17 protein-coding genes are annotated in these 16,352 nt (G+C 44.8%); 4 read left to right on the top strand and 13 right to left on the bottom strand.

Annotation, left to right across the window (positions count from 1 at the left end; all coding sequences use genetic code 11):
* Positions 1-15 precede the first annotated feature (15 nt).
* The 9 genes from AM500_RS10605 to AM500_RS10565 form a co-directional block, all read right to left on the bottom strand.
* A complete protein-coding gene (locus AM500_RS10605) occupies positions 16-1,149 on the bottom strand; it encodes a conserved virulence factor C family protein (RefSeq protein ID WP_053599176.1) in 1,134 nt (377 codons plus the stop codon).
* Positions 1,150-1,338: 189 nt separating this feature from the next.
* Entirely contained in the window at positions 1,339-3,219 is a 1,881-nt protein-coding gene (locus tag AM500_RS10600; protein WP_053599175.1) for an ABC-F family ATP-binding cassette domain-containing protein, read from the bottom strand.
* On the bottom strand, positions 3,216-3,851 hold the full coding sequence (locus AM500_RS10595) for an HD domain-containing protein (RefSeq protein ID WP_053601696.1): 636 nt from the start codon (positions 3,849-3,851) through the stop codon (positions 3,216-3,218). Before AM500_RS10595 ends, AM500_RS10600 begins: the two co-directional genes overlap by 4 nt.
* Positions 3,852-4,284: 433 nt before the next feature.
* Positions 4,285-5,133 carry a DegV family protein gene (locus AM500_RS10590; protein WP_053599174.1) on the bottom strand — a complete coding sequence of 283 codons (849 nt, stop codon included), beginning with the start codon at positions 5,131-5,133 and terminating at the stop codon, positions 4,285-4,287.
* Between the two features lie 70 nt (positions 5,134-5,203).
* A complete protein-coding gene (locus tag AM500_RS10585) occupies positions 5,204-5,686 on the bottom strand; it encodes a glutathione peroxidase (RefSeq protein WP_053599173.1) in 483 nt (160 codons plus the stop codon).
* 110 nt (positions 5,687-5,796) lie between these two features.
* The gene (locus AM500_RS10580) at positions 5,797-6,330 is read right to left on the bottom strand and encodes a hypothetical protein (RefSeq protein WP_053599172.1); all 534 of its coding nucleotides are present in this window, start codon (positions 6,328-6,330) and stop codon (positions 5,797-5,799) included.
* Positions 6,331-6,405: 75 nt separating this feature from the next.
* A complete protein-coding gene (locus tag AM500_RS10575) occupies positions 6,406-8,082 on the bottom strand; it encodes a formate--tetrahydrofolate ligase (RefSeq protein WP_442854009.1) in 1,677 nt (558 codons plus the stop codon).
* Between the two features lie 324 nt (positions 8,083-8,406).
* Positions 8,407-10,632: a type IA DNA topoisomerase gene (locus AM500_RS10570; RefSeq protein ID WP_053599171.1), complete on the bottom strand. Its 2,226-nt coding sequence runs from the start codon at positions 10,630-10,632 to the stop codon at positions 8,407-8,409.
* 121 nt (positions 10,633-10,753) lie between these two features.
* Positions 10,754-11,020 carry a hypothetical protein gene (locus AM500_RS10565; protein WP_053599170.1) on the bottom strand — a complete coding sequence of 89 codons (267 nt, stop codon included), beginning with the start codon at positions 11,018-11,020 and terminating at the stop codon, positions 10,754-10,756.
* A 250-nt stretch (positions 11,021-11,270) separates the two neighbouring features.
* On the opposite strand from AM500_RS10565, the gene cspD reads away from it, so the two are divergent.
* On the top strand, positions 11,271-11,471 hold the full coding sequence (gene cspD, locus AM500_RS10560; protein WP_043933662.1) for a cold-shock protein CspD: 201 nt from the start codon (positions 11,271-11,273) through the stop codon (positions 11,469-11,471).
* 154 nt (positions 11,472-11,625) lie between these two features.
* Here the strand turns inward: cspD and AM500_RS10555 are convergent, their stop codons facing one another.
* Entirely contained in the window at positions 11,626-11,823 is a 198-nt protein-coding gene (locus tag AM500_RS10555; protein WP_442853992.1) for a zinc-finger domain-containing protein, read from the bottom strand.
* A 10-nt stretch (positions 11,824-11,833) separates the two neighbouring features.
* Positions 11,834-12,490, bottom strand: a complete 657-nt coding sequence (locus AM500_RS10550; protein ID WP_053599169.1) for a reverse transcriptase-like protein — start codon at positions 12,488-12,490, stop codon at positions 11,834-11,836.
* A gap of 612 nt (positions 12,491-13,102) precedes the next feature.
* On the opposite strand from AM500_RS10550, the gene AM500_RS10545 reads away from it, so the two are divergent.
* Positions 13,103-13,513 carry a reverse transcriptase-like protein gene (locus tag AM500_RS10545; protein ID WP_053599168.1) on the top strand — a complete coding sequence of 137 codons (411 nt, stop codon included), beginning with the start codon at positions 13,103-13,105 and terminating at the stop codon, positions 13,511-13,513.
* Entirely contained in the window at positions 13,513-14,454 is a 942-nt protein-coding gene (locus tag AM500_RS10540; RefSeq protein WP_053599167.1) for a DMT family transporter, read from the top strand. The genes AM500_RS10545 and AM500_RS10540 overlap by 1 nt, the downstream gene beginning before the upstream one ends.
* Positions 14,455-14,485: 31 nt before the next feature.
* Here AM500_RS10540 and AM500_RS10535 read toward each other — a convergent pair whose 3' ends face one another.
* Positions 14,486-14,767 carry a DUF6123 family protein gene (locus AM500_RS10535; RefSeq protein WP_442853991.1) on the bottom strand — a complete coding sequence of 94 codons (282 nt, stop codon included), beginning with the start codon at positions 14,765-14,767 and terminating at the stop codon, positions 14,486-14,488.
* Between the two features lie 270 nt (positions 14,768-15,037).
* The gene (locus tag AM500_RS10530) at positions 15,038-15,568 is read right to left on the bottom strand and encodes a divergent PAP2 family protein (protein WP_053599166.1); all 531 of its coding nucleotides are present in this window, start codon (positions 15,566-15,568) and stop codon (positions 15,038-15,040) included.
* Between the two features lie 82 nt (positions 15,569-15,650).
* Between AM500_RS10530 and sspL the strand changes: the two genes are divergently transcribed.
* Entirely contained in the window at positions 15,651-15,788 is a 138-nt protein-coding gene (gene sspL / locus AM500_RS10525; RefSeq protein WP_043933657.1) for a small, acid-soluble spore protein L, read from the top strand.
* Positions 15,789-16,352: the final 564 nt, after the last annotated feature.

Here is a 16,352-nt window from a genome sequence, read left to right as displayed (position 1 = left end):
CTCCCAACAACCTTATTACTGGTTTGCCTTCCTTGCTTCGGTCATCTGCTTCCATACCGAGCCTTTCGCTTCCTCGCCACCTTCAATCCTGGCAATTGCCATTTTTGCTTGGAGGGCGACTTCAAATTCTGAATCATCGGCAGCTTCCTTCAATGCCGGGAGTGCTGATTCATCTCCTTCTTCAAAAAGAAACATTGCTGCACGCCAGCGGACAAGCTTGCTAGGATCCTTCAATGCAAGGGCCATTTCTGGGCCAGCCTCGTTAAAACCAAGATCTGACAGACAGTCACCAGCTGTTCTCCTTACAGTAACGTTTTTATCCTTTAACGCTTTATATAGAAGCGGCAATACTGCCTTATCCTTTATCATTCCAAGGTAGACAGTGGCAAGCCTGCGGATGGAAGGCTTCTCATCCTGGAGTGCCTTCTCAAGCATCGGCAGATCTTCAATCTCTGGATCTGGAATTTGCTCAAGCTTCTGGTACCTTTTTTGCCATTCAGAATCGTTCAGGTCATCCGCAGTAATCCGATGCCTTTCACGGGTTGGCTTAATAGGTGCAGAAGGACCAGCAGCCCTTGCGGCGTTTACAATGTCATCCAGCCGCGATTGCGGATAAGATGCAATCAGTTCCTCAATGACATCCTTGCCTATTTGGTCAAAATCCCCATAACGCACCCCAAAGTCCTGCCATTTTCTTAGCAGTATGTAGTTATCACCTTCAAGCTGGGCCTGTTCGCGTGCTTCAAGAAAGTACTCAGGCATTCCGTAGCGTTTTTCTTCGTTCCCATCCAAAAGCTTTACTTGGAGCGGAATGTCCTTAAACATCTGAACCTGGACCTGGATTTCCCCAAAGCGTGATATTTCAGCCTGGGCTTGTTCACCAGTTGCAGCTTCGTCACCGAAAGCTTCCCTGACTTTGGCAAGCAGATCCTTCCAATCGTATTTCGCATTCCGCTCAACCGCGATGAAGTCCGCGACATGGTAGACGCCTTTAATCCCTTCAATTTCGAGAATGTTGCGGATAACAGCAGGAGCGCCTTCTGCATTATCTTTTTTATAATTATGGCTCTTGCCCATTGGAAGTTCCTGGTCAAGATTAATCTTCATTGTATTGGGACTTGGAGTCGGTTCTATCGACTTGATTTTCACAGGGAATCACCTCATTTTTAACTTTATCACAAACAGAATGGTAACTTCCATTATGCGGAACTGAAGCGGCGTGGCTTTCAGATGCTACATGCACAATTTATAGTAAATGGCACCCCGCACTGGGCAGGATGCCATAAAAACCGCGCGGACCATGTCGCTAACTATTTGTTAGCAACTGCTAGCAATCCGCTATCCTTCAGCAATCTCGGATAAATACGACCATCTTTCTATTAATCGCTCAAGTTCTTCGTTTAATTCGGTTTCTTCTTTCATCAACTTATTTGCCTGTTCAAAATTGCTGCCTGTGTTGGTAAGCTCTTTAGCGATTTGCTCAAGCCTTTCTTCGGCTGCAGCAATATTGTCATCGATGCTTTCCCATTCCTTTTGTTCCTGATAGGTCATTCTTTTCTTTTTCTCTTTGACCCTCTGGTTAGTGGCAGGTGCTGGCTTGGAAGCTGATGAAGCGCTTTGGTCATCCTGCTGCTCCATATAGCCGGAATAATTGCCATAGTATGTCCCTATCGTTCCGTTGCCTTTTAAAATCAATAGCTGCTCTGCTATTTTATCAAGGAAATACCGGTCATGGGATACCGTGATAACAACACCGGGGAATTCCTCAAGATAATCCTCAAGGACAGTCAGAGTCTGGGTATCGAGGTCATTGGTCGGCTCGTCCAATAACAGCACGTTTGGAGCTTCCATTAAAATTTTCAAAAGGTAAAGCCTTCGCTTTTCCCCACCGGATAGTTTCCTGATCGGCGTTCCATGGGATGAAGGCGGGAAGAGGAAGCGTTCAAGCATTTGCGACGCGGAAATGGTTTTTCCATCCGTTGTATTGATGACCTGGGCGGTTTCCTTGATGTATTCAATCATTCTCAGGCTTTCATCCATATCTTCATTTTCCTGTGTATAATAGCCAATTTTTACGGTTTGGCCCACTTCATATTCTCCGCTATCGAGCGGTATTCTTTTTGCGAGAATATTGAGCAGCGTCGATTTTCCTGTTCCGTTTTTGCCAATGATGCCAATCCTGTCGCCTGGTTTAACAAGCAAATTGAATTGATTAAGAATAACAGTTCCATCAAAGGATTTGTTCGCATCTATAAGCTCGAAGACCTGTTTGCCCAGCCTGCTTCCAGCCAGAGAAATATCGACTTTGTCAGCGGTCCTTCCACCAGAGATCTGTTCCTCAAGCTTGTCAAATCGATCAATCCTTGCCTTTTGCTTGGTGGACCGGGCCTGGGCTCCCCTGCGAATCCACTCGAGCTCGCGCCTGAACAGGTTCTTTCTTTTTTCAAGGGTGGCAGCTTCATTTTCTTCACGAATTGCTTTCGCCTCGAGGAAGCTTGCGTAGTTTCCTTTATAGGTGTATATGTTGCCTCCATCCAGCTCCATAATCCGATTAGTAACCCGGTCAAGGAAATAACGGTCATGGGTAACAAGGAGGACGGAACCACTGTAGTTCTTCAAATACTCCTCGAGCCATTTGACTGAATCGAAGTCAAGATGGTTGGTAGGCTCATCAAGAATCAGTAAATCAGGGGCTTCAATCAGGACACTGGCAAGGGCAACCCGTTTTTTCTGGCCGCCTGACAGTTCTCGGGTTATTCTTTGAAAACCGTCAATTCCCAGCTTTGTTAAAATTGTTTTTGCATTCGTGCTCGCATCCCAGCCATTTAAAGCATCCATTTCTTTCTGCAAGGAAAAAAGCTGCTCTTGAACCTCCTTGCTTCCTGGTGATGCCTCAAGCTCTGAAAGGCATTGTTCATACTTGCGCATTACCTTTACGACCGGAGCGTCACCGTGGAAAACCTGCTCTAGGACTGTTAATTCGGGATTAAGATCTGGCTGCTGGTCCAGATAACCGATTCTGTAGTCTTTTGCAGCCGAAATTTCACCATTATCCGAATCATCGACCCCGGCAATGATTTTGAGGAGCGATGATTTCCCTGTACCGTTCACACCAATCAAGCCTATCTTTTCTTTTTCAGTAATAGTAAAAGAGATAGTATTAAAAAGTTTTTTCTCGCCGTATGTTTTTGATAGATTTTCAACAGTGAGCATTTTCATAGTTTGGATTCCCACTCCCTGTAAAATTGCTTGAGAAACTCTTCCATTGCATTTTGGCGGCTTACAGCCATCTTTTTCGCAGTATCTGTGTTAAGCAGACTTTCTAGTTTCAACAGCTTCTCGTAAAAATGGTTAATCGTTGATGACTTTCCGCTCCGATATTCCTCTAGCGACATTTCTTCACGGACTAGAAGATCTGGATCGTAAATTGGCTGGCCCTTTTTTCCTCCGTAGGCAAAAGTACGGGCAATACCAATCGCACCGATGGCATCAAGCCGATCTGCGTCCTGGACAATGCGGGCTTCAAGAGAAGGCAGAGGAACACCCATCCCGCCTTTATATGAAATCGAATAAACAATATCGTTAATTTTATGCATTTCAGTTTCTGACATCCCGATTTTATGAAAGAAAGCATCAAGTTTTTCTTTTCCCGCTTCTGCAGAAGGGTTCAATTTTTCATCCGGAATATCATGCAGCAAGGCTGCCATTTCAATTATGGCTGTATCGACAATGCCCTCTTCCCTGGCAATTAGCAGGGCGTTGTTCCTGACTCGGTTAACGTGGTGCCAGTCATGGCCTGTCGCGTCCTCGCCCATTTCGGTTTTCACGAATTCTTCTATCTTTGCAATCATCTGTTCCAAAAGGTGCACTTCCTTTCATCCTGCTATTTTACCACGAAGCAGGCAAGCCTTAAAGACAAAAGCGCAAGCGGCTTGACCAGCGCCGTATGGCCTCCTCGAAAATCCTCATTACGCTATCGCGTAATTTCGTGCGATGTATTTTCGAGGAAGCCTTCCTTGTGCTATCACTTTTTCTTCGTGCGATGCTGATGCTGCCGAAGCCTTCCTTGTGGAGGGCCTCGAAGGAGATAAAGGAAACACGATGAGCGAAAGCGAATCGATGTTGACTTATTGTAACGAGGGGACCGAAGTATACTAGGCGCTAGGCGCTGAAGCTAGACGTAGACGCACTCATAAAAAGTTATTCTATTGGCGAAATTTGTTCTTTTCTTAAACAAGAAAAAAGTGCCAGTGCGGCACTTTTTTCCGAAACAGTGGTTATCGTTTACCCAATATTATGATACCAGCTGATGCCAAGCGTGTTCTCGCCAGCATGGACGCCAATGACTGCTCCAAGTGGACAACGTTTGAATTTAATCTCAGGGAATTGCGGCTCCAGTTCCTTTTGCCATTGCAGCGCGGCATCCTCATGAAGGCCATAAAGTAAATAGACTTCACTAAAACCATGCTTCTCATAGGCAGATCGCAGATAGCCTTCAATTTTATCCTTAGCTTTCCTGCTGCTTCTGGCTTTTTCCTTTACTTCCAACTTACCGTCCTCGATTGATATGATCGGTGTGATGCTAAGCATGCTGCCGAGGAAAAATTGGACACCGCCCATTCTCCCGCTTCTATGCAGCTGTTCCAGGCTGCCAATCAGCACATATGTCTCATTCTCGTCCCGGTGCTTTTCAAGTTCTTGCTTAATTGCCGCTGAATCCTTCCCTTCCTTCGCTAACTCAATTCCCTTTTTTAGAAGAGCAGATAATGGGAAGGCAAGAATTTTCGAATCAATTGTTGTAACAGGGATATCAACAAGCTGCGCCGCCTGTTCGCTTGAAGAAACTGTTCCGCTAAGCTTTGACGAAAGCAGGACCGCAATGATTTCGTCATAGTTTTCCGCCAGCTTTTCGAACAAATCCTTGAAGGCACCAACTGATGGCTGTGAAGTCTTCGGAGGCGTTTTTAACTCGCGCAGTTTGGCAAAAAGCTCCGCTGCGGTTAAATCAATGCCGTCCGCATATTCCTCTCCGTCCATGATCACGGTCAATGGAATAGAATACAGGTCCGGATTGCCGCGCAGTTCCTCATCGAGGAAGGCAGTGCTATCCGTAACCCAGGCCGTCTTTTTCAAAAAAAGTCCCCCTTGTTCCTAAAACATTCGTATTTAGTCTTAATATAATGGACAATGGAGAAAAATAGTCCTATTTTGATAGCAGCTTCTCAATATCCTTTTTTATATCTCCTGGTTTTATCGTGGAAGCATACCTGGCTACCGGCTTTCCATCCCGGTCCACAAGGAATTTCGTGAAATTCCATTTGATGCTTTTGCTACCGAGGATACCCGGAGCCTCTTTTGACAAGTACTCAAAAAGCGGATGCGCATCATCACCCTTGACATCCACTTTGGCAAACATCGGGAAGGTCACACCGTAATTCAGGCTGCAAAACGATTCAATCTGCTCTTCGGTCCCGGGTTCCTGGCCGCCAAACTGGTTGCTTGGAAAGCCTAAAACAGCCAGGCCCTTATCCTTATATTCAGTATAAAGCTCCTGAAGGCCGTCATATTGAGGAGTAAATCCACACTTGCTAGCCGTATTGACAATGAGCAGAACTTTTCCTTCGTAATCACTCATGGATACTTCCTCGCCTTTGATTGTCCTTGCCTCAAATTCATATACTGACATAGGTCCCTCCACTATTCGTTATAGTTTCACCATATATTTAATTAATATTGCTTAAGTGCGAGCTAGTCCCTTCAAAGCGGGGCCGGAATTTCTGTCTTCACTAGAGGAACCTACTCTATGCTCTCCATGTATGTTTGGAGGCGGCCGAGTGTTTCTGAGGTATATGCAATAATCTCTGGAAGGTCCTCCATTTGCTCTTCCGTGATAAGCCTATTAAACTCAACGCTAATGCAATTATGTATATAGTCTTCGCTTGAAAAAGGATCAAAGCAAGCTTTCTGAACAATCGTACGCTCCACCCCCCATAGAGATTCCATAAGAGATTGAATATCCTCGTAGATATCTGTGTCATCTGGATGATTGGTACGGAATTGCAGCATAAGTTCGCTTCCGGATTTGCCCTTAGTCGACTCGCCAGGCAATAGTTCGGCGGCGAGATTGATAAGCCCCGCATGAAGTGATACTTCCGCTTCTATGTCCGGGATACCATCCTGCCTGAAGATGATGGAAAACTCCCTCGACAGCGTGGCAAGGTCAACAATATCCCTGCGTCCGCTAATGATAATCTTCCCTGCTATATCCATATCGTATAGGGACCCTTCAACTATTACCTTCATATTATCAAATGCCGTTGGATCGAACAATTTTTGACCTCCATCATTAAAAATTATATTGAAAAGAGGCTCTGATATAGAGCCTCCCGCATATTCCTATTTTCCCTAGAAAAGCCCGACCGCGTTCCCGTTATCATCAACATCCATATTCATCGCGGCAGGACGTTTCGGTAGGCCTGGCATTGTCATAACTTCTCCGGTGAGAGCGACCAAGAATCCTGCGCCAATCGACGGCTTAAATTCGCGGACAGTTACCGTGAATCCTGTTGGTTTTCCAAGCAGGGATGGGTTATCTGACAAAGAGTACTGTGTTTTTGCCATGCAGATCGGCAGATTCGTCCAGCCGTATCTGTCATATTCCTCAAGCTGTTTTTTGGCTTTTGCCGAAAACTCAACATCAAGGCCGCCATATACTTTTTGGACAATGGTCCGTACCTTTACATCAATTGGATCGGCCAAGTCATAAAGCGGATGGAATGTGTTAGGTGTTTCCTCGATTGCCTTCAACACTTTTTCAGCGAGGTCAATACCGCCTTCTCCGCCTTTTTCCCATACTTCGGTCAATGCAACAGGAATTTGTTCGGCCTCACACCAATCGATCAGCGTTTTAACCTCTTCAGCGCTATCGGTTACAAATTTGTTAACCGCAACTACTGCCGGCAAACCGAATTCCCTGATTGTTTCAATATGTTTTTTCAAGTTTGCAAAGCCGAGAGTCAGAGCCGGGATATTTTCAGTTGAAAGTTCATTTTTAGGCACCCCGCCATGCATCTTCAGCGCACGGATCGTTGCAACAATGACAACCGCTTCCGGATTGATTTGGGCACTGCGCGATTTAATATGCAAAAACTTTTCCGCTCCAAGGTCTGCCCCAAATCCAGCCTCTGTAATCACATAATCAGCCAGTTTCGCTGCAGTCGTCGTCGCAATGACTGAGTTACATCCATGGGCGATATTAGCGAAAGGCCCACCGTGTACCATCGCAGGTGTGTGCTCAATCGTCTGGACAATATTTGGCTTTACCGCATCCTTAAGAAGCAAGGTTAGTGCGCCTTCAACACCCAGGTCGCCCGCCGTGACAGGCTCCTTTTGATCATTATAGGCGACAACCATTTGGGCAAGCCTTCGTTTTAAATCTTCCAAATCAGTAGCCAGGCAAAGGACTGCCATAATTTCGGATGCGACTGTAATATCAAAGCCATCTTCACGGGGAACACCCTGGATTGGTCCGCCAAGGCCGATAATTACTTTCCGGAGTGCCCTGTCATTCAGGTCGACCGCCCGTTTCCAGACAATCCGCCGGGAATCAATACGAAGTTCATTTCCTTGCTGCAGGTGGTTATCGATAAGAGCAGCCAATGCATTGTTTGCTGTGGTAATCGCATGGAGGTCGCCGGTAAAATGAAGGTTAATATCCTCCATCGGCAGCACCTGGGAGTAACCTCCGCCTGCGGCACCTCCCTTTATGCCCATTGTTGGGCCAAGCGAAGGCTCGCGCATCGCAATCATCGCTTTTTTTCCAATCTTATTAAACGCATCGCCAAGTCCGACTGTAACCGTTGACTTTCCTTCTCCCGCCGGAGTTGGATTAATAGCAGTTACAAGAATAATTTTGCCGCTAGGCCGGGTTTGCAATTTTTTGAGAACGTCTGTCGAGAGCTTTGCTTTGTACTTTCCGTATAGCTCCAAATCGTCTTCAGCCAGTCCCAGCATTGCAGCTATCTCGGTGATTGGCTTCATTTTTGCTTCCTGGGCAATTTCAATGTCGGACTTGTGCTTAATTTTTTCCAAAAGTATCCCCCGCATCCATGACTGAATTAGTGTAAACTTTTCTAACAATTTCTATTGTAACAAATTCTCCGTCTTCTGTGAGTGATTTTTATCCCACTCTTAACGGGCAGTATGTCCACCACTGATGGACGGATCACTTTACTAGACAAATCTCATCATCTTGACCTCGGTTTCGTCGAGTAAACACACTTTACTAGACGAATCTCACCTTTATAACCTCGGTTTCGTCGAGTAAACATACTTTACTAGATGAAATCTAATACAAACTTTAAAAGAGGCAGGTGCCTTTAGAATTCTTCCGGCCCTGCCAAATTATTACGCTGTGGGGTTGGAAGTTTTCCGGGTTCTTGCCGGAGCGCCTTTTTTAGCAGGACCGGCAGTCTTTTCCGGAAACTCCATTTTCCACGAGTAATATCCCTTTTCCTCGTTCTTTTCATAACGGAGGATCGCATCAAACTTGGTGCCTTTCTTGCTCGTTAGCCCCTTTACGTTAGCAAAGCCATTTTTCAGGATGCTTTTCACCATTGTTACGGTAGGCTTCTTTTTTAACGCAGCAAGGAATTTATCGTTTTTCCAGACTACAAACTTGCAGCCGCTCTTCCAGTTGCTGCAGCCGTATCCCTTAAACCCTTCAATAATGCTGCCCTCGCCGCATTCCGGGCATTTGCCAAGAGCTTCCGCAGACTTCCGCTCCCGCTTTACTTCCTGGAGGATTGTGGCCTCGCCGGCCTTAATCTTTTCAACCGATTCAGATGTAAATCCGAAAATCATCGATAAAAATTCATCCTTTGCGACCCTTCGCTTTTCAATATCAGCAAGTGTCTTTTCAAGTCTGCCGGTGAATTCGAGGTCAAACAGCTCGTGGATAGGAAACGTTTCGACCAGCCTTCTGCCAAGCTCGGTACAAATCAAATTCTTGTTCTGAGCTTCGATATAGCCAATATCCTTCAGCTTCTTGATTGTTTCCGCCCTTGTCGCCGGTGTGCCGATACTGAAGCCTGCGAGGATCGCCTCCATCATTTCGGTGCTATCTTCTTCCTCGTGCCCTTTTCCGCAAGTCTCCATCACCCGGAGCAGCGTTTTCTCGGTATGGTGCTTTGGAGGCTTGGTTTGGTGCGTCGACAAATCGGTCCCGGCTACTGCGACTTTTTCCTGAATCTGCACGTTTGGAAGGAGCGTCTCCTTCGAATCAATTTTTTCAACCTTCTTCCAGCCTTCGACAAGCTCAATTCGCCCCTTTGATAAAAACACCCCGGCGAGAGCTGCCTCTGGAATTTCAGTCGTAATCCTTGTTTCCTCATACTCTGCCGCGGGCATAAACTGCATAATGAAACGGTTCTTAATTGCGTTATAAACAATCGCTTCGTCTGCAGTAAGCGACTTCGGCATCATATAGGTCGGCATGATCGCACTATGGCTTTCAACCCTTGACGAGTCAAATACGCGCTTTGATTTTTTAAAAACAACTTCATCCTTGTAGGGGAGTTCCTTTTTCAAATTATCCAGAACCTTTGCTGCCTTGCCCGCAAGTGACTCCTCAAGCACAGAGCTAGCCGTCCTCGGATATGTGATGAACTTTTTCTCATACAGCGACTGGGCAACCTTCAGCACCTTATCCGCTGTCCAGCCCTTGTATTTGCTCGTTATATATCCCTGTAAGTTGGAAAGATTGAACAGGAATGGAGGCAGCTCCCGCTTTTTCTCAACCTTTTTGTCGGTAACAACTCCATCGTGCCCTTCAAGCTTTGCAACAATTTCCTCTAGCTGGGACTTATCCTTAAATTTTTCCGTCTCTTTTTCGTTATAAGTTCCCTCGTATTCTTCATTCTTTGAAGTCTTGAATAGTGCCGAAAGCTTGAAATATGTTTCCGGGACAAACCTTTCAATTTCAAGGTCCCTGTCATAAATGATTTTCAATGTCGGCAGCAGCACCCGCCCGATATTAAGAGCCTTCCCTGAACCCTTTTGGTACTTTAACGTTGCTGCCGATGTCAGGTTGATGCCAATCGTCCAATCCGCCCACTGGCGGCTCACCCCTGCATCCTGCAGCGGTCGTAGGTCCGTATTCGGCCGCAGTGAAGCAAGGCCATTCAGCACTTCATTAGGTGTCCATTCATTCAGAAGCAGCCGAAAAACAGGCTTCTTCGTTTTGCTGTTGTAAATAATACTGTCGCCAATCAATTGGCCTTCCCGGTCGAAGTCGCATGCCGAGACAATTCCGTCAACATCCGCCCGCTTGATCAGGCTATGGATCACCTTCAGCTGCTTTTTCGCGCCAAGGTCCTCCTTATCCCGGTTCCTCGGATCGCTCTTCACTTTATATTTAAACTGTTCGGGTATGAAAGGGAAATTATCCATTTTCCACTTTGCCATCTTCGTATCATAATCTTTCGCATCCCAGAGCTGCAGCAGATGCCCGAACGCCCATGTAATAATATAGTCGTCTCCCTCATAATAACCGTCCTGTTTTCCCTTGATTTTGAGGGCATCGGCAATGTTTTTCGCAACCGACGGCTTTTCGGAGATAATTACTTTTTTCACGTTTTACCCACCAATCCAACTAAACAAGATATCTCCATTTTAGCCTAAATTGGATTCTTTTTGTGAAAGAAAACTCAAGTGCTTTTTTTTGCAAAAAAAAATATGCCTTTCGGCAAAGGGTCTACAGCTCCCTAAAATTGAACCATCTATCCTTTGGTACTACTGCCGTCACTGTTAAAACAAGAGATGGCACCCGCTCCACGTCTAGGGCCACCGCCCCCACATTTTCAACAAAAAGCAAGGCGCTGCCATCAGAAGCAATTTCTGAAATCCTTACGTTGCAGCCAGTAAATGCCCTGCAAATTTCCTCTTTCTGATTCAATGTCAAGTTCAGCTTTGGCCAAAATCTAAGAATTAGTTCCTGGTTTTTTTGTGCGATGCGGTACATTACGCTCACCCTCCCATACTAGAGAGTATGGCTTGTTGCAGGCCTTTATGAAATGTTTTTCTAATGTTGGGAAAATTGGACCTATTACCAGGAAAAGCGCTTACATCCCTTGACTGCCCAGCAAGGTTAATGTATAGTTAAATCATCATGATACAGACTAAATAACGACATACCTGCTACATCTGTTTCATGATAATATTCAACTTGGGCATATTTTATGCTTCGAAGGTTTTAGGAGGAAAAGGTTACTATGCAAAACGGTAAAGTAAAATGGTTCAACAACGAAAAAGGCTACGGTTTCATTGAAGTAGAAGGCGGAGAAGACGTATTCGTTCATTTCTCAGCAATCCAGGGCGACGGTTTCAAATCCCTTGAAGAAGGTCAAGAAGTTTCTTTCGAAATCGTTGAAGGAAACCGTGGACCACAGGCTGCGAACGTAGTAAAACTTTAATTTTTCATTGCGTTTACAAAGTCGAATGTTTCAGGCTGGCTGATGCCAGCCTTTTTGTATGGTTAAAATAATTACATTAGTGCCATGCAGTAGCGATAGCTTTATCAGTTAGTGAATTCTAACTAAGCAACTATTTAGCCAAGGAAAGGTAAACTTATTTTCCTGACAACTGGTCTCCAAGCGATTTTAGCTGCTCGCCGACCGTACATTGGCTGATGCAAAATTTATGTGACTTTCTTCTTCCGGAGTCGGACAGATTCTGCTTTTGCAAAAAGCAGCCATCGCAGTATTGAACCAGGAGAGAATTGATTTCCCGGAATAACTGCCTCCGTTCAATTGTTCTTTTTTCCATCCCCTACCTCCTACAGCAACTGGGTCTTTGCCATGATTTTTTTTCCGGCCAGCGCTTGGCTTGCAAGCTTATCCGCTTCTTTGTTTTCATTCCGCGAAAGAACCTTGTAAGAAGGTTTAATCCCTAATTCCTCTAATTTCTTTTCAATTCGATCGAGCCATTTGTTCAGTACTTCTTCATAGCATGGCCATTCGCCTTCGAGCTGCTTCAGCACTCCCTGCGAATCTCCCCGGAACTCGCAAGGCATATTGCTAATCCCATACTCCTCGAATAATGAGACAGCAAAGTACATCGCCGCATATTCCGCCTCATTGTTCGTTTCCATCTCGGCAATTTTTTCATTGGCCCGCACCCGGAACTTTTTCTTCCCCTGTTTGAAAAAGACAACAGCTCCAAGCCCGGCCTCATTTGTTTCTTTTTGGAAACCGCCATCAAAATAAACGACAACATCATGCGGGTCTTCCTCGGTCTCTTCAAGCAATTTCCGCATTTCCTTTAACGTCCAGGTTGTACCTAGTTCATCCTCATAGGAAATTTCAACCGCTTTTCCTGTCTTTTCAAGTTCTTCGCCGGTTGAAAGAGCGGTTTCTCCGTCCAGCCAATCTGAGCTGAAATGGACATTGTCACTGCCCTTTATTTTAAAATCCCATTCTAATTTATATTTCATCTGCATAGCCTCCGGTTAATGAGAGTACTCTTATTTTTGCCTATTCCTTAAAAATATGGCGGTCTAAAGAAAAAATGTATCAATTCTTTTCAAAGATACCGTCTTAAAGTGATTATGTCATCTTTGTTGGAAACGTTTTCGATTGAATTTTGGTTGTAAATGTTACCAACAGCATCTATTGGCATCGTTTTACTGTAATTTTTAACGTAAAATGTCGCCAACATCCTTTATTGGTGACGTTTTGATATCAATTGCAACTTAAAATGTCTTCAATAAAGTGAATCTTTCATCAGTGGGGTTTTCCTCATCCCCTAATGATGGTTAGCCGCGCGGAGCCCGATTGGTTCAACTAAGCCGCTGAAGGGCAATATTCACTTTAATTCCCAATCGGACCTTTACGGGCAGTTGATCGCCCACCTATCTTCCCTTCGCTTCCTTTGAATCTTGAGGTGGGGGTCTTACTGCCCGTTAAGAGTGGGATAATTGTGCTTTATAAATGAAGCGTCATTCAATACGTTTATACACAAATGCAACTTGCTAAACCAATTTACACTAAATTTATCAGCCTGTTTGTGATAAAATCGCTTTAGCACATTAATGGGGGAATGGAACTTGATAGAAGTATACGTCGATGGGGCCAGCGCAGGCAATCCCGGGCCGAGCGGTGCTGGTATTTTCATCAAGGGGCATGGCGGAGCCGACAGCTTTTCGATTCCGCTCGGTACAATGTCCAATCATGAAGCCGAATACCATGCCTTTATAAAAGCGCTGGAAATTTGCCTTGAAAAAGGATACAAGACAGTTTCCTTCAGAACCGATTCAGAACTGGTTAACCGGGCTGTTGAGAAGGAATTTGCCAAAAATAAAAACTTTGCCCCGCTGCTTGAACACGCTCTCAAGCTCAGCAGGCAATTTGATTTATTTTTTATGAAATGGATCCCAAGCAGTGAAAACAAGACCGCCGACGAGCTTGCAAGAATTGCAATTAGAAAGAACATCCCGATTGCAGGGGAGGAAGCCTGATGAACAAACAACTTCTAGCAGACGGTACCCTAATACTGGTTGCATTTATATGGGGGACCACCTTTGTCCTCGTCCAAAATGCGATTAGTTTTCTCGAGCCTTTTTCTTTTAATGGAGTTAGGTTCATGGCTGCCGCCCTGGTTTTAGGACTCTGGCTTATTTTATTTGAACGGAAACAGCTAAAGCAGCTGAACAAAAACATAATCTTTGCAGGATTTTTACTCGGTGTGTTTTTATTTATCGGCTATGCCGCGCAAACTGCTGGACTGTTGTACACCACTTCTTCAAAGGCTGGATTTATTACGGGCCTTAGCGTCGTCCTCGTCCCGATGTTTTCTTTCTTGCTGATGAAGCAGCAGCCAAGCCGGAATGCCATCCTTGGTGTCATTATCGCGACAATCGGGCTGTTTTTACTGACAATGGGCGGTGTTGCCGGACTCAATAAAGGTGATGCCCTCGTATTTATTTGTGCAATTGGTTTCGCATTGCAAATCATTCTTACTGGTAAGTACAGCCGCAGCTTCCCTTCGCTATTATTAACTGTCATACAAATTGGAACAGTCGGCATTCTTTCAACTGGCTCCGCTTTTATATTTGAGGATTGGGGAAATGCATTCAAACCGGACATTTTGCTCTCCACGGAAGTATTGCTCGCTCTTATCATTTGTTCTTTATTTGCGACTGCTTTCGCATTCCTGGTTCAGACATCACTTCAGAAGCATACGTCTCCAACAAGGGTAGCATTAATTTTTGCAATGGAGCCAGTTTTTGCTGCAGGCGCCGGATATTTTTGGGCGAATGAGACCCTTACATTGTCTGCACTAATTGGTTGTTTATTGATTTTTGCAGGAATGATTTTCTCAGAACTGCCTTCAAAGTCAGCAAGGCGGCTTGGTCAGCAAGCAACTCTTGACTATAGCGCCGAAAAGCCGGGCGCGTAAGCTGCGTCCGGCTTTTTACAGGTATATGTGTTTAAATGGCAAGCAGCTGGTTATCTTTTACAAATTTCAGAGCTGCTTTACGTGTTTTAACCTTATTTGCAACAAGTGTTTCCAGCAGGGAAACATAAAAACTCCCCTCGAAGCTGAATTGGACCTTCAGCGTGAGTTCAACGGCAGCAATCGCAAGTTCATCGCTCGCATTCGTATAAAGTTTCCCAAAATAAATGAATCCGACTGCGTCCTCCTGAAATTGAAATCCCTTGCTCTGCAAACCTTGCAGAAAACTATCAAGCGTCTGCACGTTCACACCCATTCCTTCCTGATTTTCAACTGATACCCCACAGCTATTGCAAATGGGGTTCTAAATGGCCTTCTTCCTGCCAGCCGGCTTTAAGCAATGCTCGGCATCCAAGGGTGGCTTTATAGATTTTTTATTGCGAACACGCCCTCTTTACACGAACATTTGTTTCCTTAATTATAATATTAATACAAAAAAAAGACAAGAATTTCCTCTTGTCTTTGAATTATTTTTAAATGCATCAAGTACCTTAAAAGTTCTTTGTACTCGATTTTAAATTCACGTTCATCTCTCACCTTTAGCTGTGTTCTTTCTTTCCCGGTTGATCTGTAAAGTAAAATCAGACATCGTTCCATCGTTTTTTGTCAAAACGTGACCGACATATCCCATCAGGATCCCGAGTGCTGCACCTCCAAGCACTTCCTCGGGCTTATGGCCCAGCATTTCTTTTAACTTTTTCGGTGTTTTTTCCACAAACTCAACTTTTGCATCTTCATCATGGATTTTATCAACCAACTCACCAAGAGAGTTCACCTGCAACGTCAATTCCCCGGTTTGCCTTCTGATTCCCTGGGCATCGTACATAACAATCAGCCCATACACGAGGGAAAGAGCAAAATCGACTGTTGGAACTCCTCTTTTTAAAGCAATGAATGTTGTCAGTGAAGAGACTCCAGCCGAGTGTGAACTTGGCATCCCGCCAGTTTGGAAAAATAATTCCGGACGCCATTCTCTCTTCTTTGCATAGTGGATAGGTATTTTCAAGCCCTGCGCCAACCCAATGCTTAGCAGGGATACGATTACGCCTTTATTCATATCTCCTCACCTCATCTACTTGTTTAACGATCGTGTTTTATTATTCCCCATGGAGATACTAAGAAAACAGGAGGTGACGAGAATGAGCAAAAATAACTCAAACCGCGGGACTAAAGCCCCAGGTGTAAATCCGCAGGGTTTCGGCCAGGATGCCGACTTCACTCCTGCTCCGAAAAGCCAGCTTGAAAACAACGCGAAGAAAAGCAATACAAAACGATAACTCCATGAACATTAGTGCAAGCGCAATTGTGACCGGGCAAAGAACGTTCTGTTTTACCGGTGATTATTTTTCAAAAATAACAAATGACAAAGGAGCCCTTGGTTCGCTCGGGCTCCTTTCAATGAAAACTACTGGGAGTGTTTAGGTTCCGCTTTGAAGACCAGAACAGACCTAAAAGTCATGCCTTACCATCCTTCATGGGTCTTATGAAGGCCGGAACAGACTCAAAAATCATGCCTTGCCATCCTTCATCGGTCTTATGAAGGCCGGAACAGACACTAAAATCACGGCTTGCCATCCTTCATCGAACTTATGAAGGCGGGAACAGATACAAAAATCATGCCTTGCCATCCTTCATTGAACTTATGAAGGCGGGAACAGATACAAAAATCATGCCTTGCCATCCTTCATCATACTTAAAAAAAGCCGTTTAGGTAATCTTACTCATTTCCCAAAGTGAAATTAGGGGGCTTCAACTGAGCTAATTAATTTCCATAATTGAAACGCTTATATCAATGCGCAATTGTATATTATATTTCATATGGATTCTAAGCTGAAACATGG

Origin of the sequence: Bacillus sp. FJAT-18017, from assembly GCF_001278805.1 — a bacterium.
Taxonomy (GTDB): domain Bacteria; phylum Bacillota; class Bacilli; order Bacillales; family Cytobacillaceae; genus Bacillus_D.
This window is presented reverse-complemented; position numbering and strand designations above follow the sequence as displayed.